Source organism: Pseudomonas soli (genome assembly GCF_021283165.2).
Classification (GTDB): domain Bacteria; phylum Pseudomonadota; class Gammaproteobacteria; order Pseudomonadales; family Pseudomonadaceae; genus Aquipseudomonas; species Aquipseudomonas soli.
This window is the reverse complement of sequence record NZ_CP128543.1, coordinates 2,246,841-2,266,502: the sequence shown is the minus strand read 5'-3', so window position 1 is coordinate 2,266,502 and position 19,662 is coordinate 2,246,841. Positions and strand designations below refer to the sequence as shown.

The window sequence follows — 19,662 nt, the reverse complement described above, 5'->3', positions numbered from 1 at the left end:
CGGGTAATGGTCCAAGCGATTGCTCAGCCCTTCCAGGCCTCCACGACCACCCGCGTGGCTGCCGCGATCGTCTCGCTGTTCCATGGCGCATCCGCCTTGGTTCCACGGCTGAACACCACCACGATCCACGGCGCCCGGCCTTTGGGCCAGATGACCGCGACATCGTTGGCCACACCGTAGTCACCCGACCCGGTCTTGTCACCCACCACCCAATCCTTCGGCACACCGGCGCGGATGCGGGCATCGCCCGTGGTGTTGCCCTTGAGCCAATCCTGCAGCTGTTGGCGCTCGGCAGCAGCCAGGCCGTCGCCCAGCAACAGACGCTGCAGGGTCACCCCCATCGCCAGGGGTGTGGTGGTGTCACGCGGATCGCCCGGCAAGGCGGTGTTGAGGGTCGGTTCGTTGCGGTCGAGGCGGAACGTCGGGTCACCCAGGCTGCGGGTAAACGCCGTAAGACCCGACGGGCCACCGACCAGCTCAAGCAACAGGTTGCCGGCAGTGTTGTCGCTGTACTGCACCGCGGCGGCGCAGAGCCCGGCGACGGTCATGCCGGCGCCCACGTGCTTTTCGGTGACCGGGGAATACACCACCAGCTGTTCGGCGCCGTAGGCGATACGCCGCTCCAGCAATCCCGGCTCGGCCTGGCTGCGGTGCAGGATGGCGCCGGCGAGGATGGCCTTGAAGGTGCTGCAGAACGCGAAGCGCTCCTCGGCGCGCCAGGCGAGTTGCTGGCCGCTGCCGGTGTCCAGGGCCCACAGGCCGATCGTGCTGCCGGTTGTGGCCTCCAGTTGCTGCAATGCTTTGCGCAGCGGGTCATCCGCCCAGGTTGGCAGGGCCAGCAGGGCCGAGCAGCCGAGCGCGCCCTGGAGCACGCGACGGCGGCTGAGGGTGGGAGTCATGCGGGTGTTCCTTACGGCAATGAGCAAAACGCAAAGGCTAGAACGTTTTAGCATGCGCGCCAAGCAGAGGATGTGCCCAGGGCGGCCAGCGGGGCGCATGACACGTGCTTCTCCCGGGACCGTGCCAGGACAATTCTTTTCGCGCCACCGCCCTGGCCACCCTTGCGCTGACTGGCAAAAGGCACGAAAGTAACCGGGTATTCCCGCAAAGAAACGGAGATTCGCCTTGACTACCGATCGCCTGAGCCTGCTCGAGTACGAGAAGCTCAGCATGAAGCCCGCCGCAGCCGAGCAGTTTGGTCGCTCGTTGGAGGAGCTTAAACAGCTGACACTCCTCGACAGCTACGCCTCTCGCGCAGCCCACTACCTCGGCGACATGGCCGAAGCGGAGAACAGCCAGCAACTGGCGGTCGCCAAGGACCAGGGCATCGGTTTCACCGAGGGCCTGCTCACCGCTGCGGCAATCGAACACGCACTGGCGAAAAGACTGATCGAGGTCTTCAATAACGCCAGCGAACGCGCCCAAAAGCTGTTGCCTCAGTAATGCCTTCTAGAGCCCGGCCACATGCCGGGCTCTGCCCTGCCCCGACCCTGTCCTACCAGCTTCTGCGTCTCGCCTGGCATAGCCCAAGGAGTCCACATGCCCCTGGTACGCATCGACATCAAGCGCCACCCCGACCCGACCCACCTGCGCACGCTTGGCCAGATCGTCTACGACTGCCTGCGGCGCACGATCAATGTCCCCGAGCACGACAACTTCCAGGTCCTGACCGAGCACGACGGTGATCGCCTGGTGTTCGACCCGCAGTACCTGGGCATCCAGCGCTCCGACGGCCAGGTGTTCATCCAGATCACCCTCAGCGAAGGCCGCACCCTGGAGCAGAAGAAAGCGCTGTACCAGGCGATCGCCGAAGGCTTCGAACGCGAGGCCGGGGTCCGCCCGCAGGACGTGTTCATCAACCTGGTCGAAGTGCGCAAGGAGAACTGGTCGTTCGGCAACGGTATCGCCCAGTACGCGCTCTGAGGTAAAACGATCACCTGTCGCAGAGGACCTGCGTCCACCCCGGCATGACACGCACCCATTCAAGGAAGAAAAGAGATTGAAAACAGTTTTCGGCGCACTGTTGTGGGCTTGCCTGACGACGCTTGCCTTTGCCGATGAGAACGCCCATCGGCTTCCAATCCTCCACACTGCAGGATTCGCACACTGGCCGCCCACTGCAGATGGTGGTCTGGTACCCGACCGCAGCGACCACCACCGCGCAACTGATCGCCGACAATGCGTGCAAGCCTGGCGCACAGTCATTGCTCGAAGCGCAAGTGCCCGGCGATGGCATCTTTTGCCTGGACGGCGATAACGGCCGCGCCCGCGAGGTGATCCAGCAGCAGGTCACTTCACTGATAACAGCATTTCTCGCCCAGCCAGCCGGCAGAACAACAGGCAGTCTTTGAACTTGCGGTATTGACCGCGAGCTCACGCCCGCTCAATACCGACAACTGTCGTCATCGCGGTGGTTGCCTGTGTTGCCGCTGACCGCACGCCCTGCCCGAAGCAGCGACGATTGGTATACCGTTGCCGCGCCGAAACAATGTTCAACCCCTCCCCTGATTGATGGAGCACACGCGATGGCCAACGCGCCGTTCTTTCCCCTGCAGCACCTGGCGGACGAACTGCTGCCCTGCCTGCCCGTTGCCAGCACCGACGGCTCCCACGACCTCGCCCATGTGCAGCGGGTGTGGAGCAACGTCCGGCGCATCCAGGCCAAGGAAGGTGGCGACCTTGAACTGCTGCTCGCCGCCACCGTGCTGCACGATTGCGTGGCGGTGGAGAAGAACTCGCCTCTGCGCAGCCAGGCCTCGACACTGTCGGCCGAACGGGCCGCCGCGATCCTCACTGACATGGGCTGGCCATCGGCACGCGTCGAACAAGCGGCCCATGCTGTGCAGACCCACAGTTTCTCGGCGGGCATCGCGCCGCTGAGCCTGGAGGCGAAGATCCTCCAGGACAGCGACCGCCTCGATGCCCTCGGCGCGGTGGGCGTCGCCCGTTGTTTTTATGTCGCAGGCCGCATGGGCTCGTCACTGTACGACTTCGAAAACCCCACCGCCGAAGGGCGAGACCACCAGGACAACCGGTACGCCATCGAGCATTTCCACACCAAGCTGCTCAAGCTCGCCTCGGGGTTCCAGACAACCGCGGGGGCTCGCCTGGCCATGCTGCGGCATGAACGGCTGGCGTCGTTCCTGGACGACTTCATGGATGAGATCGGCGTGGCCTGAGCTCGTCTCAGGTCGCCGGCACCTGCAAGCCGGTCTTCACATTGCTCATCGACACCAGCGTCTTGAAGCGCTTCACATTGTTGCTCTGGAAGAACAGCTCCCGCGTCAACTGGGTGTACTGCGCCATGTCCCGCACCAGCATGATCAACACGAAGTCGCATGCTCCCGCCACGTAGTAGCACTGCTGCACCTGCGGGCAGGCCATGAAGGTGCGCTTCATGGCGTCGAGCAGGTCGAGCCGCTCGTTCTCCACCTCCACTTCGGTGATCACCGTCAGCGTGTAACCCAGCGCCAGCGGATCGACCTGGGCCACGGTGCGCTGAATCACGCCGTCTTGGGTGAGTTTCTTCAGCCGGCGGTTAACCGCAGCCGACGACAGGTTCACCTGCACGCCTAGGTCGATCTGGGAAGTGCTGGCATCACGCTGCACGGCGTCGAGCAGTGCGCGGTCGAAGGGGTCAAGGCTCATGTAGGTGGGGTCCTGGCAGGCGTATGCACCCGTAATGAAATTACGCTTTTGGCCTGAAAATCAATCTTTCAGTTCAGCACAAGCAAATATCATTTCGCCCACACCGCTTGAACGAGGCCCTGGAGAAACGCATGATCAAACTGCACCTGAACGGCCCGAAACTGCTGGAACAGATCCGTGCACTGGGCGAGATCGGCGCCGATGCGCAGAACGGAGGCCGCACGCGCATCGCCCTCACCGACACGGACAAGGCCGGCCGCGACCGACTGGTTGCCTGGATGCGCGAGCTCGAACTGGAAGTCGCTATCGATCGCATCGGCAATATCTTCGGCACGCTGCGCGCCCCCGGCGATGCCGCACCGCTGATGATCGGTTCGCATATCGACAGCGTTACCAATGCCGGCGCCCTGGACGGCTGCTATGGCGTACTGGCCGGGCTCGCGGTACAGCGGGCCTACCGCGAGGCCGGCGTGACGCCCGCACGCTCGATTACCGTGGCGGCCTTCAGCAACGAGGAAGGCGTGCGCTACCAGCCGGACATGATGGGCTCGCTGGTGCATGCCGGCGGGCTCGCGCTGCAGACGGCGCTGGATACTCTCGGCACCGATGGCACCCGCCTGGGTGACGAGCTGCAACGCATCGGCTACGCCGGCGATATGGAACCTGGCGCGATCATGCCCCACGAGTACCTCGAGCTGCATATCGAACAGGGGCCGCTACTGGAAGCCGAGCAGACGCAGATCGGGGTGGTCGAAGATCTGCAAGGGATCTCCTGGCAGCAGGTGACGGTAACAGGCAACGCCAACCACGCCGGCACCACCCCGACCCGCTTGCGCCACGACGCAGGCTTCGTCGCCTGCGCCGCGGTCACCGAGCTGCGGCGCCTGGCCCGGGATAGCGGCACGACACTGGCCACCACCGGCTGCATGCGTTTCGAGCCCGACGTGATCAACGTGATCCCACGCCGCGCCACCTTTACTGTCGACCTGCGCGACCCGGATGAACAGCGCCTGCAACAGGCCGAGGCGCACCTGGCGCGGATACTCCGGGCGCTTGCCGAAGCCGAAGGGGTCACCCTCGAAACCGAACAGTTGGTGCGTTTCCAGCCGGTGACATTCGACGCCACGCTGGCCAACACCATCGAGGCCAGCGCCCGGCGCCTGGGCCTGAGCCATCGGCGCATGACCTCAGGCGCCGGGCACGACGCGCAGATGATCGCGCGTATCGCCCCGGCGGCGATGATCTTCGTGCCCAGCCAGGGCGGTATCAGCCATAACCCCCGCGAGCATACCGACGACGCCCAGTTGCTCGACGGCGCGCGGGTGTTGCTGGACGTGGTCACCACGCGGCTGAACCCCACACGCTGATCCCGCCCTGTTGCTCTACCTATTGGAGAATCACATGCTTTTCGCCAACCCCAACGCCACCCGCACGCCCTACCCTCGCGCCCTGCAAGCCCTGATGAACATCCGCCAGGCAAACGAGAGCCGCCAATGGCTGGCGCACTGGCCGCAACTGCGTGCCACGGGCACGCCACTCTACGACCTGCCGGACCTGGCCGCCGAACTGGGTGTCGGCCAGGTGCGGGTCAAGGACGAATCGGTGCGCTCACCCCTGGGCAGTTTCAAGGCATTGGGGGCGCCCATCGCCCTGGTGCGCCTGATCCTGCGCACCTTCCCCGGGCACGGTTTCACCGCCGCCGACCTGTTCGCCGGGCGGTACGCCAGCCAGCTGGCCGGTTTCAGCGTAGTCAGCGCCACCGACGGCAACCATGGTCGCGCCCTGGCCGCCGCCGCGCAAAGCGTGGGATGTCGCTGCGTCATCGTCCTGCACGCCCACGTCAGCATGGAGCGCGAACAGGCCATTGCCGCCTACGGCGCGCAGATCGTACGGGTCGAGGGCAACTACGACGCCTCGGTGGCGCACGCCGCGGGCTTGGCCCAGGCCCACGGCTGGCAGGTCGTTTCAGACACGTCCTACGATGGCTACGAACAGATTCCCGGCGATGTGATGCAGGGTTACGGAACCCTCGCCGCCGAACTGGTCGAGGCCAGAGGACAAGACCCGGCCTTCACCCATGTGTTCCTGCAAGGAGGCGTGGGTGGCTTGGCGGCGGGCATCGTCAGCTACCTGTGGGAGCTGATGGGTGAGCAGCGTCCGACCTTCATCGTGGTCGAACCCGAGCAGGCCGACTGCCTGCTGCAAAGCGCCATGGCTGGCCAGCCCGGTGCCGCCAGCGGCTCGGTGGACTCGTTGATGGCCGGGCTGGCCTGCGGGGAAACCTCACCACTGGCATGGCGGTTCCTGCAGCCGAGCGTCGATTTCTTCATGACCCTGGGTGACTGCGATGCCATCGCGGCGATGCGCCGTCTGGCGCAAGGCAGTGCCCGGGACATTCCGTTGCTGGCGGGTGAGTCGGCGGTGGCCGGGCTGGCAGGGTTGGCGCGGTTGATGGCGGTGCCTGCGCTGGCGGCCCGGGTGGGCCTCGGGCGCGCTTCGAGGGTGTTGCTGATCAGCACCGAAGGGGCCACCGCGCCAGCCCTGTATACCGAGTTGGTGGGGGAAACGCCGGCATCGGTGCTGGCACGGCAGCAGGCGTGGGATTGAGTACCCCGAACATGCAAGCGTCAGATCCATGAAAGCCGACAGGCGTCTGGGGTTATCATGCCGACACGCTGAACCGCCCCAGGACATGGAGTGACCATGAACATCGAAAAGCTGCAGAACCGCCTGGACTTCCTGCGCCAGGCCGAACAACTCAAGAGCGTGCTGCGCAGCGCCCATACCTCCAGCGGCCGTGCCGAAAGCACCGCCGAGCACACCTGGCGGCTGTGCCTGATGGCCATCACCTTCGCCGACGAACTGGGCGACCTCGACCTGCTCAAGGTCCTGAAGATGTGCCTGGTCCACGACCTCGGCGAGGCCATCAGCGGCGACGTGCCCGCCGTCAGCAAGCAGGGTTTCCCCGACAAGAGCCAGCAGGAGCGCGACGACCTGCTGCAACTGATGGCGAGCCTGGATGCGCCCCTGCGCGAGGAGATCATGGGGCTGTGGGAAGACTATGAAGCCGCGACGTCCGCCGAGGCCCAGGCGGTCAAGGCCCTGGACAAACTGGAGACCCTGTTGCAGCACAACCAGGGCCGCAACCCTCCGGGCTTCGACTACGCCTTCAACCTCAACTACGGCAAGCGCTACACCGCCGCCACTCCGCTGTTTGAGGCCCTGCGCGGCCTGATCGACGCCGACACGCGCAGACACCTGGACAATGGCATCGCCCTGCGCGACGAACGCCCCGAAGACATCGACGCCATCGGCCAATTGACCGAAGCCGCCTTCGCCGACGCCGAGCACAGCAGCCACACCGAGCAGTTCATCGTCACGGCGTTGCGTCGGGCGGGGCAGCTCACTGTCTCGCTGGTGGCAGTGGAAGCCGGCACCGTCGTCGGCCATGTGGCGACTTCCCCGGTCACCCTGGCGTCGGGCGCCAGCGGCTGGTTCGGCCTCGGGCCGGTGTCGGTGTCGCCGGCGCGCCAGGGGCAAGGCATAGGCTCGGCGCTGATCAATGCCGCGCTGGCCCGGCTGCATGGGCTTGGCGGCCAGGGCTGCGTGGTGCTGGGCGACCCGCGCTACTATGCCCGCTTCGGCTTCAAGGCCCAGCCGGGCCTGACCTTGCCAGGGGTGCCTGCCGAGTACTTCCAGGCCCTGGCCTTCAGCGGTGATGTGCCGAAGGGCAGTGTGCAGTACGCCACGGCGTTCGAGGCAACCTCCAACGCGTAAAGCATGGTCGCTGCAGGCGCGGGGCAAGCCGGCGCCTGCAGGTAACGCATCATCACAAGAGTCGACGCGGGCAGATGTGCTCCACAGCCAGCGACCATCGTCTACCTGAACGTTTTCCACCGCGTCTTTCCTCCGCACCAGGTTTTCCGATGCAAGCACTCCTGCAAGAGATCCTCGACCACGTCCGCCCCCTGCTCGTCCAGGGCCAGGTGGCGCAGTACATTCCCGCCCTCGCCCAGGTCGACCCCAACCAGCTGGGCATCGCCGTGCAGAGCCTGGACGGCCAGTTGCACTGCGCCGGGGATGCGCGCACGCCGTTCTCGATCCAGAGCATCTCCAAAGTGTTCAGCCTGGTGCAGGCGATCAATCACAGCGGCGAGGACATCTGGTCGCGGCTGGGCTACGAACCTTCGGGGCAGGCGTTCAACTCGCTGGTGCAGCTGGAGGTGGAAAAGGGCCGCCCGCGCAACCCGTTCATCAATGCCGGGGCGCTGGTGATCTGCGACATCAACCAATCGCGCTATGCCACACCGACCCTGTCGATGCGCGACTTCGTCCGCCGCCTGGCGGCCAACCCGCGTATCGTCAGCGACACGGTGGTGGCCGAGTCGGAGTACCAGCACCGCGCACGCAATGCGGCCATGGCCTACCTGATGCAGGCCTTCGGCAACCTCCACAACGATGTCGACGCGGTGCTGCGCAGCTACTTCCACCACTGCGCGCTGTCGATGAGCTGCGCCGACGTCGCCCGTGGCTTCGCCTTCCTGGCCAACAGCGGCTACTGCCCGCACAGCGGCGAGCAGGTGCTCAGCCCACGCCAGGCGCAGCAGGTGAACGCGATCATGGCCACCAGCGGGCTGTATGACGAGGCGGGCAATTTCGCCTACCGGGTCGGCCTGCCGGGCAAGAGCGGCGTGGGCGGCGGTATCGTCGCGGTGGTGCCGGGGCGCTACAGCATCTGCGTGTGGTCGCCTGCGCTGAACGCCTCGGGCAACTCGCTGGCGGGGTTGCGGGTTCTGGAGCTGTTGAGCGAACGGATTACCGGGTCGGTGTTTTCGGCGGTCTGAGCGAGGGCGTTGCAGGCAAGGGCCTGGTTGCACACATGACCTGCGATGACGTCATGCCTAGGGCTCGCCCCGCCCAGCGCTTGTTCGTACAAAGCCTAGAGTTCAATGTCCACAAACAGATCGTTAGACCGAGGAAAGACAGCGTTAAACCGCCAGCTGGGCGGCTTGTTTCGCCACTCTCCAGGCCAATGGCCCTTGCCATAATTGAAAATGATGTCTGGACAGTTGTTTCTGCTCAGCAACAAAGCAATCAGATCAAAGTCAGGGTGTTTATGCTTCGCGCCACTCGTGCTGATCAAGAATCGCCGACAGTTGATCCTGTCCAGCAAATCCCGATCTGTGTTGCGCTTGCTGCCATGGTGGGAAACCTTCAAAAGATCAATGGGTCTGATATCGGGCAGATGCATCTTGAGACCGCTGGTGACCACTGAAGCTAACGCATCGGCCGCCAGCAATACCCGCTTGTTGTCGAAGGTCAGAAGCAAAGCAATGCTACTTCGATTGGGCGTCGATCCATCAGCGGTGAACCCCCCGATGCGGTAGTCACGATAGTCATTCAGCGGCCAGCGATCATTCGGGCCTAAACTATCACCGTGCACTACGCCTTCATCGGGCGGCGGTGATTGAGGGTTCGTCCATACTCTGGCGAGCGCTTTCAAACCTGGCTCATCGGGAGAAAGCACACGCACTTCAAGCCCTCCTGGCAGGGTTACTGGCAAGACGCCCTGGTGGATCGCCCCTCCTTCGCCACCCGCCCTGTCATTTGGGAAAGATGCATTCCAGGGTAATCCAAGGGATCGAATCAACCTGCTCAACTTATCGCCCTGCGCAGGGCCAAGTTTGTCCACGGGCTGCAGGTGCTCGTAACCGTTGAACCAGACATCACCGATCTCAAGCCAGGACGGTTTCTGCTGCAACAGTTCGATCACGCCTTCGATGTGGTCAAGGTCATAATGCGTGACAACCAGTGCCTCAAGGCGAAGCCGGCCATTCACACCTTCTTCCCCGAGTACCTTGTTCAGCACCTTCTGCAAGGTTTTAGAGGGATTTGCCGGACCACCGTCCACGAGAAGATGACGGACATGGCCATCGCTCGTGTAGCTGACCAGCAGCGAATCACCGTGGTCAACCTGTATAGACCTGACTCTGAACATGCTCACCTGCCATCCTTGCCCAGGGCGATATCGGCATCACCGAAGGCGACCACGGCAAGCCCCAGCGCCACGCCTTCGATCAACAACTGGCGGCGCAACGCACTGATGATCTCTCCAATATGAACGGTGCCCCATGCGCTGGCCGCCTGACGCAAGTGCTTGGCCAGATCACGGGCCACGCGGTTGGCATGGCGGCCGAGTACGCTGGTCATGGCCGCGATCACTACACTCGCTCCACAGTTGCGCAAAATTGCCGGCAAACTGCTCCCGGGCATTTCGCCCAACCCAGTCGAACACCCAATTGCGATCACCAGGGGAGCACCGCCTACATGCTGCTCGCTCATGCCGCCAAGTGAGAGTGAATCTTCCGCCCCTGTGTACAGCCAGTTTTTGTCCTTGTGCAGAATCATGAGCAACATCGAAGGTGATTCCAGTTCCAGCCTGTAAGTCCAATCCTCCCACGTTGCCACCCGCTTGACCGCAAGTGCTGTTTCAATCGTGTGGAGCCGCACGACCTCTTGTTCGACATCACCGTCCCAGAACACATCGGCCCGGTCACTGGCGGTAAAGACCACCTTCGACAGGTCATCGATCCGATGCCTTCCGGGCTGTTCAACGGGCGGTCTGTTCCATAGGTTCGGCGCTTGTCCCGGCGTCCAGGTATGCCGCTCAATGATGCCCGATATACCCAGGAACCCCATTGGGCATAGTTGCTCACGGGCCTTTCGGATTCCACAGCCCGGCTCGGCACTTCCTCGTTTGAGGCACGTCACGCGTTGACTACACAGCGGAGCCTTTCTGGACGGTGGGATCGGCCCATCGTATAGATACTCGATCGGAAAGAATGCGTGATCTTGCGAAACCAGCTGCAAACGCCCTTCACTGCCCGGCCACTGCGGTTCGCGCTCTGTCAAAAATCGCTGAAGCAGCGCGCCGTCGTTTGCCAGGTCCATCATCAGCGGGGCCAGATCTGCCTCGGGGTTATTCACCGCACTCTGCAGCGTAAATAGCAGTTCTTTACGGGCCTCTGCGATTTCATCATTGCCCAACGGAACGAATATCGGTTTCCCTGCCTGGGTAATGATAGAAACGCTGGGCTGGTTACCCAGACTGTCGTTGACCAGCAGGGCAAGGTCGAACGTCTTCTTTTCACGATGCAGCGGTGTGACCACATTCTCGATAAAGAAACTGATGGTTTCATTCGGCTTAGCCTGCAACCGGGCGGTTTGAAGGATTTGCGCACCGTCGCTTACCACAAAGCGCAGGTCGACCTCGCCACATCTCCCCTCCCGGATAAAGGTAACGACTCCTGACCCATCAGTCTTTGGCAAGTACAGCGGACGAGTCACGGGGGCTTGCCCAAACTCGAACAAGTGGATCTGCAGCCCCTTGTAATCATCTACCCACTCGATTCTGTCCTCCGGGAATGTCGGGGTGCCGGATTGCAACGGCGTCTTTACCACAATCGCAAGATCCAACTCGACCTGGCCTGTTGTCGGCCAGTAATCGACTGGGTTCTGGCCCTGTCGGGCCGATGCAGTCAGCACCCTTTCGATCGGCGGGGACGGCCTCGGCTTCACTGGACGCCGAGGCCGAGAAACGGCCTCCCTAGAGGGAGAAGGCGGCCGAGTATCAGGCATTGGGCGCAAAACAGGAACGCGGTAATCCTCGACTGGCCGCTCTGTAATCTCCGGCGGCAACACCTTTGGCGGGGGCTCCTTGGGCGGCACGATGGACGGCGTCTCCTTGACGAGCTCTTTCGATACGGAATCGATAACCCCAGGCGTAAGTCGATCCGGTCCTGGATCGCGGCGTACAGGGTCAGGAACCCTCCGTGCCTTGATCATTGAGTCTTCGGGAAAACCCCCACGAACATTCAAGAAGGATTGCGTGGAAGAAAGGACGTGGAACTGCAGACCACGCTCATCCGTTGCCTGCCTGACTGCCTGGACGAAGGTCATGCCTGCATAGGACCACAACCACAGCACATTATGTAGCCAATGAATGACGCCGTGGTTAGCAGCGTTAATCTGCAACACACACTGTGCACTCAGGTCATCACGCAAACGGCTGACCTGTGCGAGCACGCTACCCAGTGGATTGCCCTGAACGATGACCAGTTTTGCAGCAGCGACCGCGCGTAAGGACTCGAGGTTGCTGACTACCAGAATGTCGACCACATCGTCACGACGCGTGGCCAGCTCCCAGGACAGTTGCTCCGACTCCCCCACCAATAGATTCTCTAAGGGTAAATCAGGGCCAGCGGCCACATAGGATCGTGGTCGCTCCTTGTGGATCCGCGGAAAGCGAGGTTTGGCATTACGCTGCCATTCTGGAAAGACATAACCCGGCCCCACCAGCAGGGAAAGCTCGCTTAAAACCGAGGCGATGGTATCGGCTCCCCCCTCCCAATCCCATACCGATCTTGAAAGCTTGATCGCTGGCATCTCTCGCCATGACAAACTCTCAAAGGCCCGCCCAAGCGCGATGGCGCGCAGAGGATCGACCCACTGCTCTGCATCGAGCACGCTGGCATCCCCCCCCCAACTGACCGGCCCGTTGCGCCAAACAGCTTTCTCCAGGTGGACCGGTATCAGCGCTCGAGCATCCCACCACGCCCACTCACCGCGCTCCAGCAGGATACCCAATGCCGCACGTACTGCAGGCCCAAGCGAGGCGTACTCCTCACCCAACCACAGGATGTCTTTTTCCTTTCGATTCATTCCTGGCGTCCTTCCATTCGACGCAACGCCGTGCCGTATCGAGTCGGCGTGGGTCGCAAAAGCAAAATTGGAGGGGAAGATAACGCTTAACGCTGGCCTAAAGCCATCTCTGCATCATTGATCGGACTACAGGCACCGCGCCCCAATGCAAACCAACAAAAAGGGGCGCAAAGCGCCCCGGACCTCATTGGTGTGAGGGCAGATGCTCAGCCATCGACATGACCTTCGACCGTCACCGGCCCGACCTTCAGCTTGCCGTCATCCAGCGATACGCTGGGCAGGCCGGCTTCAGGCAGCTTGGGCAGGTCGAGGGTAGCCTTGACCTGGTAACCGAGCGGTTTCACCTCGGCCCCGACCGTGTTACCGCCCTGCTCCACGCCCTTGACCTGCAGCCCCAGCTCGCGCTGCGCCGTGATCTGCGACGTTTCCTGGACCCCGGCCTTGCGCACGAACTCGCCCTGGGCATTGAACGACGGCGTGTAGCCGAAGGCGGGCTTGGCTTCGCCCTCCTTGGCCTCGCCCGGCTTGCCGACCAGGCCGGCGCCCAGGTCGAGACGCACCGAGGTGGTGGTGTCCTGACGCTCCTGGATGCTGAGCCCGCCGTCGAGCTTGCCGCCGATGTGCTGGCCTTCGACACGGGCGCCGCTCAGTTGCGCCGCGCCCGTGCTGTTCAACGCCACCGTGTCGGCGGCGATCCGGCTGTTCTGCTGGGTGGTGCCCTGCAGATGATCCACATGCACCTTGCCGCCGAGGTCGAAATCATGGGACGCAGTGGCCTGCTGGCCGGCGTCGACCGGGGTATTGCGGCTCAGGTTGCCGCCGGCCTTCAGCTCGACGCCCCAGTTGTTGCGGCTCTGGGTGGACTGCGCCGATTCCAGCGCCAGGCCACCCTCGCCTGCGCCGACGTTGACGCCCCTAGCTGCGACCTGCGTGCCCTGCAGATGCACCGACTGGCCAGCCAGGTCCACATTGGCGTGGCTGTTCAGCTGGCCGCCGCTCAGGGTCTGCGAGCGTTCGTTGGTCTGGCCCACATTGAAGTTGCCGCCCAGCTTGCCGCTCAGGTCGCGGCCCTGCTCGCCGGTGGCTGCCTTGCCGCCGAGGTTGAGGCCGCCGCCCAGGTGGCTGCCGCTGACGGTCCGGGTGTCGCTGGCGGCCTGCAGGTCAAGAGCGCCACCGGTCTTGAGTTCGGCCGGGCCCGCCGCGTCGATGCGCGTACCTTGCAAGGTCTGGTCGCCACCGCTGCCCAGCCGCACCGGGCCGCTGCCGCTGATGCTCGCCACCTGGGCCTTGCTGTCGGCGCTGTGTGCGCCGGCATGGTCGAGTTGCAGCCCCGCGCCCAGGTCGACCTTGTCGCCCACCGGCAAGGTACCCACGGTCAGCGAAGCGCTGCCAGCGAGGCTGCTGGTGTCGCGACGCTCATGGTTGCTGGCCTGCTGCAGGGCCAGCTTGCCGCCAGTGTTGACGGCCACCGCGCCCTGGCCACCGTCGAGGCGGCTGCCTTCGAAGCGGGCATCGCCGCCGACCTGGATGTTCAGGCCCTGATTGCCAGTGAAGGTGCCGACCACGGCAGTGGAACGGTCTTCGGCCAGGCTCTTGCTCCCCCCCGAACCACTGGCGGTTACATTCAGGTCCTCGCCGGTCTTGGTGTAGACCCGGGCGGATACATCGGCATTCACCTGCTGCTCGCTGCGGCTGTGGGTGTTGCTGGCGGCGTCGGCCTGCAACGCGCCGGCCTTGATGTTCAGCGCGCCGCCGTTGGCGTTGTACTGGGTCCCCTGGTCCTTCAGCGCACCGGCCACGTCCAGCTGGACGCCCTGGCCGTTGAACTGGCTGACCACCGCGGTGCCGGCCTGCTCGCCCTGCTGCTGGCTGGCATGGCCCACGGCCAGGTCGACGCCCAGGTTCGGCGTGCCGAGCTTGCCCAAGGCGTCGGTCAACGTGGTATTGCCGGCAAGCACGTCCTTGACATCGCCCAGCGGCAGCTTGCCGTCGAGCGCGTCCTTCACCGATACCTTGCCGCCCACCACATCCTTGACCACCCCGGCGATCGGCCGGGCGATGTCCTTGTACTCGACATTGACGCCGACATCCGCCGTCCAGTTGCTCTGCTGGTGGCTGCTGCTGCTGGTGTCGCGAGCCGCGCGGTTGTCCACCTGGTTGGCGCTGACGCTGAGGGTGCCGGCGCTGTTGACCTGCGCGCCTTCACTGGCCAGGGTGTCGGCCTTGATGGTCAAGCTGCCGGCGCTGTCGATGCCGGTGGTCTTGGCAGTGCTGCTGTTCGAGGTGTCCTGCTGGGTGCCATGGGCGAATTCGACCCCGGCGCCGGCACGGTCGAGGCCGGCGGTGAGGTAGACGCCACCCCCGGTGTGGCTGCTGTCGCGGGACTCGCTGCGGCTGTCCTGCTCGGCCAGCAACGACACCTGCTTGCCGGTCAGGGTGGTATCGCCTGCGGTGGACTTCACCGCTGCGCCCTTGACGGTCAGGTCAGCGCCGGCGGTCAGCTGAACCTCGCTGCCGCTGAGGCTGGAACCCTGCTGGCTGACCTGGCTGCCAGTGGCGCTCTGGCGATCGCTCGCATAGCCGACGCCAGCGCGATACTGCCCCGAGCCCGACGCGGTCTCCTTGGCCGAGGCCACGAAACCACGGCTGCTGCTGGCGCTGCCATGCTCGCGGGTGTCCTGGGCCGAGGCGACTTTCAGGTCGCCCGCCGCGTCAGCGTTCAACGCGCCGGTGGCCTTGACCGTGGAGCCGACCACCTCGATGCTTTCGGCGCTGTTCAGGCCGACACTGCCACCGGCCACCAGCTCGCTGCGCACGGCGGTGCTTTCCCGGCTGTTCTGCTTGGCTTCGTTGTGGCTGACGCCGAAGAACTTGCTCTGCTGGTTCTGACTGTCGCGCTGGTCGGTGCGCGAGGCGTTGCTGATCTGCACCTGCTTGCCGGCGATGCGGATGTCCTGGCCGCTGGTCAGCTGGGCACCTTCAGCCAGCACCGAAGCCTTGGCCCGCAGTTCGATATCGCCGCCCTTGAGCTGGCTGGTGACGCTGCGCTGGGTTTCGCTGCGGTTGTCCCAGTCGGCCTTCCAGAAGCCCTTGGTGTGCTTGCCCTGGTCGCTGTTGACCTGGCGTTCGGTGGCGGCGGTCAGGCGCAGGTCGCCACCGCTGTTCAGACTCAGTTGGCCGGGCGCCTCGATGCTGGTGGCATTGACGGTGAGATCCTGGCCGGCGTTCGCCCGTACATCACGTTGGGCCACGACCTGCACCCCATGCTCGCGGGTATCACTGTCGGTCTGGGTGCGTTGGTAGGTTTCCCAATCGATGCCCAACGCGCCGCTGCGCCAGTTCTCGCGTTTTTCCTGAAGCTTGCGGCTTTGCACGGTGCTCAGGGTGAGGTTGCGCCCTGCGTCGAGCTTGACGTCGCGCCCGGCCACGTCGGCGGCTGCCAGGGTCAGGTCCTGGGCACCACGCAGTTGCACATTGCCCTGGCTGCTGCGCACGCCCGCGCGGGTCGCTTGCAGCGAGTCGGCCACGGCGGCGCCGCTGATGTTCAGGTCACCCGCCGAGTCGATGCGCACGCCGTCGCGGCCTTCGATCTGCTCCGGCCCGACCCGCACCCCGGCACCCTGCGCGGTGCTGACGATATTGATGCGCCCGGCCTGCATCGCGCCGAACAGGCTGGCGTCGATACGCTGCTCGCCGCTGGCCGCGCCCCCGTCAAGCACCTTGACCTGGCCGCTAGTGTAATCCACCTGGTTGCGGCCCACGGTGAGGTTGAGCTGGTCCCGGGCATCCAGGCGGCCCTGGCTGTCGATGCGCGGGGCGATCAGGTTGACCGAACCGCCGTCGTTGCGCAGGCCAGCGCCCTGCACCTGCAACCGGCCGTTGGCGTCCTGGGTGCCCAGGGCCTTGAGCCGGCCCGCTTCCAGCTCGGGCCGGCCCACCACCAGGCTGGCGTTGGGCGCGTTGATGAAGCTGGCGCCGTTGACCGAGATGCCGTTGGGGTTGGCCAGCACGTAGTCGGCGGCACGGCCGAAGATTTCCTGGGCGCCATTGATGGCGGAGGCATTGCGGCTGACCACTTCATTGAGGATCACGCTCGCCGCCTGGCCCTGGAACTGCGGGTTGGCCGCCAGCTCGCCGGCCAGCTGCGAGTGCCCGGCCTGCAGGGCGTTGTTCAGTACCAGGCCCTGGCGGTCGACGTTGTAGTCGAGGAACTGGTTATGCGACAGGCCCGCGCCGTTGGGGGCGACGATATTGACGATGGGCACGCCGCCCTGGGTCTGCAGTTGCGCCGTGCCCCCGGGCCCGGGGGCGACCACCACGCCGCCGGCCAGCGCCTGGGGCAGGCTGGTGGCCAGCAGCAGGCTGGCGATCGCCCAGCGCAGCTTGCCTTGCGGGGACAAATTGAAGGTAAAGGGGGTCTTGGGCATAGGTCACTCTCCATGTAGGTACTGCTGAATCGGTGCGCTCAAATCTGCACGGCGGCCCGCAACAGCCAGACTTCGGGCTCGCGCTGGTAACCGCGGGGAGTGTTGAGGCTGCGCTGGTAGTCGATGTCCAGCTGCAGCGCCTTCCAGCCCAGGTTCACGCCCAGGCTCGCGCCGCTCAGGCGCTGGCTGGCGGCGCCGTAGTCGGCCTTGATCCAGCCGTGGTCCAGGCCCAGCCGTGGCGTGACGCTCAACGGCCCCTGCGCCCGCAACGGCAGGCGCAGGGTGTTGCGCCATACCGCCCCACTGGCGCCGGACAGGCTGCTGATGCGGTAGCCGCGCACGGCCGAATCGTCGGTGCCGAGCAACTGCTCGATGGCCGGCAGCGGGTCGGGGCTGTACTGCAGGTTGAGCTGGCTCTGCCACTGCCAGGCCTGACCCAGCAGCTGGCCATTGCGCCACTGGCTGAGCCCGGCGCGGTACTTGTGGAACTGCGCCCTGGGCAGGTCGGGCACCGGGCGATCGGCGTCATCGTCGGCCCCGAACCAGTGCAGCCCCTGGGCGTAGTTGAGGTCCAGGTTCCACACCGCGCGGTCGAGCCAGAACAGGTTGAGCCCGGCCTCGGCCACGGTCAGTGTCGGGCTCTGCACGTCCAGGCGGACCTTGGCGAACTCGCTGTCGACATCCTTGTGCGCCAGTTGCAGGCTGGCGCTCAGTTGATGGCGCTGGTCGCGCCACAGCACGCGCTCGCCGCGCAGGCTGAGCTGGTCGGTGATGCCGCGGCTATGCAGGGTCAGCCTGCTGAGCTTGACCGGCGAGCGGTACTCGGCATGGCTGGCGAACAGGCTGAAGGTCCAGTAGCCATAGGGGATCGCGTAGTACAGGCTGGCGTTGCGGCTGTAACGGTCGCCCTGGTTGAGGGTATCGCTGGCCGACAGGCTGAGCAGGTCGTTGAGTGCCAGCGGGTTGTCCAGGCCCAGGCTGAGCACGCGACGGTCGCGCCCGGTGCTGGCGCTGCCGAGGTTGTCCAGGCCCAGGCCCACGGCCACCCGTGGCTGGCCGGCGCTGCGCGGGCGCAGGATGATCCGCGAGGCGCCCGGCTGGCTGCCGGGGGCGATGTCGGCGGTCAGGTCGACCGAGCGCAGGCGGTTGAGCTGGTCCAGGCCCTGCTCCAGGTCACGCAGGTTCAGCGGCTCGCCGAGCATGCCGGGGAAGGCCCCGGCCAGGGACACCGGCAGGCGCTGGTCGGCCAGTTCGATGGCCTCCAGGTAGCCTTCGTCCACCAGGATGTCCAGCGACTGCCCGGCCGCCGGGGCGCTGGTCAGATACGGTCGGCTGGCGATATAGCCCTTTTCCAGATAGAGCGCGGTGATACTCGCCAGCAGCTGGTTGATCTGCCCCACGCCCATGCACGCCGCCACCAGCGGGTCGATGCGCGCATCGAGGGCGGCACGGTCGATCAGGGTGACGCCGCCCACCCGCACTCCGGCCAGCGGCCAGCAGTGCGTGTCCGGGGCCGCGGCCTGGGGGACCTGCGCGGAAGTATCGGGCCCTGTGAACGCACCGCGCTGCAATTGGCGGCGGCGTTGTTCCAGTTGCAGTTGCTGCAGGTCCTGTTGTTGCTGTTGCTGTTGGCGCAACACTTCCTGGCCGGGCACGAACGTCTCGGCACGCACGTTGCCCAGGGACAGGCAAGCCAGTACGACACACAGCGATACGCGACGGCAATCAATAGCAGACAGGTACGACATACAACACCCATTCGCAGGCAAAGGCACAGCGAGAATCGCAGCACTTGGAACTTCCCGGCACGGTTACCGAGAGTTATCGGCACACGTGCAATAACTTTAGAAAGTTGAGCGTTATTCACTGGAACGCTCACGGAAAAGTTAATGACTGGCAATTACCACCCGAAGCCTGGCATGACCACCTGGTCACCCGACACCCCGTATTGCAGAGGCTAGAGGGACTGACGCGCTAGATTGTCCAACAATCAAACTTGCCGACTGTTTGAGCCAACGGTACTTCTAGACACGAGCGGGAGACACCGGACTTTAGTCGTACGCGGCCTGCTGGTTCAACTTCCCGGTTTGCGGGCAGAAGGAAAACCTGGCGAACATCGATTAAAAACCAAACATCGCGTCACTGATCAAGTGTTCTGTGCCCCGGGTTATTCGAGCAGATAAAGGGGATGAGTATCACACAAGGGCTGCGCGCTATTCAGCACCCGCTCGAGCAAGCAACGTTCTAATTCGGTAGAATACGTCGCGCCGAAATCGAAAAAGGTCCCGGCGGGATTTCGCTGTACGTGAAACAAGCCGACTAGATTATCGCCATCACGTTCTAAAATCAGTTCAAGATGCGACTCGGCCCGCGTATTACCGACAAGATAAATGTACCCTGCTACCTCTGCCCGACCGCACCAGTTCAGTTCTGCCCAGAGCTGCAGACTGCCATCCCCGGCTGCTGCTTGAGGCAACGACCATGCCCCGGTACCGTTTGCCCACCCACGCAAGGCCGGTAGCAATCGCTCGAGGGACAAAACCTCAAGCATGTGCCCACGCAAACCGAAATGCGCAGCGTTGATTGTCGATTCAGGAGCAGCATCCAGTGCGACCACCCTGGCCTGCAGCACATGGCTGAAGGCGATTTCAGAAGGTTGCTCACTCCAGCCATTGAGATCAGAAACACTTGGGCACCAGATGAGCCGTACGGTTTCATCAATCTGAATGCGCTCATGACGCTCGAAATAGGCAAGCGTGACCGTCCCTACGACCGGCAACAGCGCATCGAGACGCACCTGCGGCGCGCTGTGATCGACCTTGCTGCTATTGGGCCAGAACAGTGGCCAGTAAGTCTGCATCAGAGC

At 64.3% G+C, this 19,662-nt stretch carries 15 protein-coding genes and 1 pseudogene; 9 read left to right on the top strand and 7 right to left on the bottom strand.

Annotation, left to right across the window (positions count from 1 at the left end):
• Positions 1-23 precede the first annotated feature (23 nt).
• Positions 24-899, bottom strand: a complete 876-nt coding sequence (gene bla / locus LU688_RS10525) for a class A beta-lactamase (RefSeq protein WP_081941224.1) — start codon at positions 897-899, stop codon at positions 24-26.
• Between the two features lie 226 nt (positions 900-1,125).
• On the opposite strand from bla, the gene LU688_RS10520 reads away from it, so the two are divergent.
• The 4 genes from LU688_RS10520 to LU688_RS10505 all read left to right on the top strand — a co-directional run bounded on the left by LU688_RS10520 (position 1,126) and on the right by LU688_RS10505 (position 3,179).
• Positions 1,126-1,443, top strand: coding sequence for a hypothetical protein (locus LU688_RS10520; protein ID WP_160290865.1), 318 nt, complete (start codon positions 1,126-1,128; stop codon positions 1,441-1,443).
• Between the two features lie 96 nt (positions 1,444-1,539).
• Positions 1,540-1,923, top strand: a complete 384-nt coding sequence (locus LU688_RS10515) for a tautomerase family protein (RefSeq protein WP_232887977.1) — start codon at positions 1,540-1,542, stop codon at positions 1,921-1,923.
• 134 nt (positions 1,924-2,057) lie between these two features.
• A complete protein-coding gene (locus LU688_RS27945) occupies positions 2,058-2,351 on the top strand; it encodes a hypothetical protein (RefSeq protein WP_371041473.1) in 294 nt (97 codons plus the stop codon).
• A 174-nt stretch (positions 2,352-2,525) separates the two neighbouring features.
• On the top strand, positions 2,526-3,179 hold the full coding sequence (locus tag LU688_RS10505; protein WP_023632459.1) for an HD domain-containing protein: 654 nt from the start codon (positions 2,526-2,528) through the stop codon (positions 3,177-3,179).
• Positions 3,180-3,186: 7 nt separating this feature from the next.
• Here LU688_RS10505 and LU688_RS10500 read toward each other — a convergent pair whose 3' ends face one another.
• Entirely contained in the window at positions 3,187-3,648 is a 462-nt protein-coding gene (locus LU688_RS10500; protein ID WP_023632458.1) for an Lrp/AsnC family transcriptional regulator, read from the bottom strand.
• Between the two features lie 131 nt (positions 3,649-3,779).
• Between LU688_RS10500 and LU688_RS10495 the strand changes: the two genes are divergently transcribed.
• The 5 genes and pseudogenes from LU688_RS10495 to glsB all read left to right on the top strand — a co-directional run bounded on the left by LU688_RS10495 (position 3,780) and on the right by glsB (position 8,492).
• A complete protein-coding gene (locus LU688_RS10495) occupies positions 3,780-5,015 on the top strand; it encodes a Zn-dependent hydrolase (RefSeq protein ID WP_094010477.1) in 1,236 nt (411 codons plus the stop codon).
• A 34-nt stretch (positions 5,016-5,049) separates the two neighbouring features.
• Positions 5,050-6,255, top strand: a complete 1,206-nt coding sequence (locus tag LU688_RS10490; RefSeq protein WP_160290863.1) for a diaminopropionate ammonia-lyase — start codon at positions 5,050-5,052, stop codon at positions 6,253-6,255.
• A gap of 96 nt (positions 6,256-6,351) precedes the next feature.
• Positions 6,352-6,909 (top strand): annotated as a pseudogene (locus LU688_RS10485) (HD domain-containing protein); the annotation flags it as partial.
• A 9-nt stretch (positions 6,910-6,918) separates the two neighbouring features.
• Positions 6,919-7,425 carry a GNAT family N-acetyltransferase gene (locus LU688_RS10480; RefSeq protein WP_232887990.1) on the top strand — a complete coding sequence of 169 codons (507 nt, stop codon included), beginning with the start codon at positions 6,919-6,921 and terminating at the stop codon, positions 7,423-7,425.
• A gap of 149 nt (positions 7,426-7,574) precedes the next feature.
• Positions 7,575-8,492, top strand: a complete 918-nt coding sequence (glsB, locus tag LU688_RS10475; protein ID WP_160290861.1) for a glutaminase B — start codon at positions 7,575-7,577, stop codon at positions 8,490-8,492.
• 95 nt (positions 8,493-8,587) lie between these two features.
• On the opposite strand, the gene LU688_RS10470 is transcribed toward glsB, so the two are convergent.
• The 5 genes from LU688_RS10470 to LU688_RS10450 all read right to left on the bottom strand — a co-directional run bounded on the left by LU688_RS10470 (position 8,588) and on the right by LU688_RS10450 (position 19,656).
• Positions 8,588-9,646: a ComEC/Rec2 family competence protein gene (locus tag LU688_RS10470; RefSeq protein ID WP_094010479.1), complete on the bottom strand. Its 1,059-nt coding sequence runs from the start codon at positions 9,644-9,646 to the stop codon at positions 8,588-8,590.
• 2 nt (positions 9,647-9,648) lie between these two features.
• A complete protein-coding gene (locus LU688_RS10465; protein ID WP_094010480.1) occupies positions 9,649-12,369 on the bottom strand; it encodes a hypothetical protein in 2,721 nt (906 codons plus the stop codon).
• Between the two features lie 206 nt (positions 12,370-12,575).
• Positions 12,576-16,796, bottom strand: a complete 4,221-nt coding sequence (locus LU688_RS10460; RefSeq protein ID WP_232887978.1) for a hemagglutinin repeat-containing protein — start codon at positions 16,794-16,796, stop codon at positions 12,576-12,578.
• Between the two features lie 38 nt (positions 16,797-16,834).
• Positions 16,835-18,544 (bottom strand): ShlB/FhaC/HecB family hemolysin secretion/activation protein, encoded by a 1,710-nt coding sequence (locus LU688_RS10455; RefSeq protein WP_094010482.1) that lies wholly within the window; start codon positions 18,542-18,544, stop codon positions 16,835-16,837.
• 419 nt (positions 18,545-18,963) lie between these two features.
• The gene (locus LU688_RS10450) at positions 18,964-19,656 is read right to left on the bottom strand and encodes a hypothetical protein (RefSeq protein ID WP_104444169.1); all 693 of its coding nucleotides are present in this window, start codon (positions 19,654-19,656) and stop codon (positions 18,964-18,966) included.
• Positions 19,657-19,662 lie beyond the last annotated feature (6 nt).

What these genes read in the sequence shown, in the direction of transcription:
- bla (WP_081941224.1), bottom strand. Translation starts at nt 899, where the DNA reads ATGACTCCCACCCTCAGCCGCCGTCGCGTGCTCCAGGGCGCGCTCGGC.
- LU688_RS10515 (WP_232887977.1), top strand. Translation starts at nt 1,540, where the DNA reads ATGCCCCTGGTACGCATCGACATCAAGCGCCACCCCGACCCGACCCAC.
- LU688_RS27945 (WP_371041473.1), top strand. Translation starts at nt 2,058, where the DNA reads ATGAGAACGCCCATCGGCTTCCAATCCTCCACACTGCAGGATTCGCAC.
- LU688_RS10505 (WP_023632459.1), top strand. Translation starts at nt 2,526, where the DNA reads ATGGCCAACGCGCCGTTCTTTCCCCTGCAGCACCTGGCGGACGAACTG.
- LU688_RS10500 (WP_023632458.1), bottom strand. Translation starts at nt 3,648, where the DNA reads ATGAGCCTTGACCCCTTCGACCGCGCACTGCTCGACGCCGTGCAGCGT.
- LU688_RS10495 (WP_094010477.1), top strand. Translation starts at nt 3,780, where the DNA reads ATGATCAAACTGCACCTGAACGGCCCGAAACTGCTGGAACAGATCCGT.
- LU688_RS10490 (WP_160290863.1), top strand. Translation starts at nt 5,050, where the DNA reads ATGCTTTTCGCCAACCCCAACGCCACCCGCACGCCCTACCCTCGCGCC.
- glsB (WP_160290861.1), top strand. Translation starts at nt 7,575, where the DNA reads ATGCAAGCACTCCTGCAAGAGATCCTCGACCACGTCCGCCCCCTGCTC.
- LU688_RS10470 (WP_094010479.1), bottom strand. Translation starts at nt 9,646, where the DNA reads ATGTTCAGAGTCAGGTCTATACAGGTTGACCACGGTGATTCGCTGCTG.
- LU688_RS10465 (WP_094010480.1), bottom strand. Translation starts at nt 12,369, where the DNA reads ATGAATCGAAAGGAAAAAGACATCCTGTGGTTGGGTGAGGAGTACGCC.
- LU688_RS10460 (WP_232887978.1), bottom strand. Translation starts at nt 16,796, where the DNA reads ATGCCCAAGACCCCCTTTACCTTCAATTTGTCCCCGCAAGGCAAGCTG.
- LU688_RS10455 (WP_094010482.1), bottom strand. Translation starts at nt 18,544, where the DNA reads ATGTCGTACCTGTCTGCTATTGATTGCCGTCGCGTATCGCTGTGTGTC.
- LU688_RS10450 (WP_104444169.1), bottom strand. Translation starts at nt 19,656, where the DNA reads ATGCAGACTTACTGGCCACTGTTCTGGCCCAATAGCAGCAAGGTCGAT.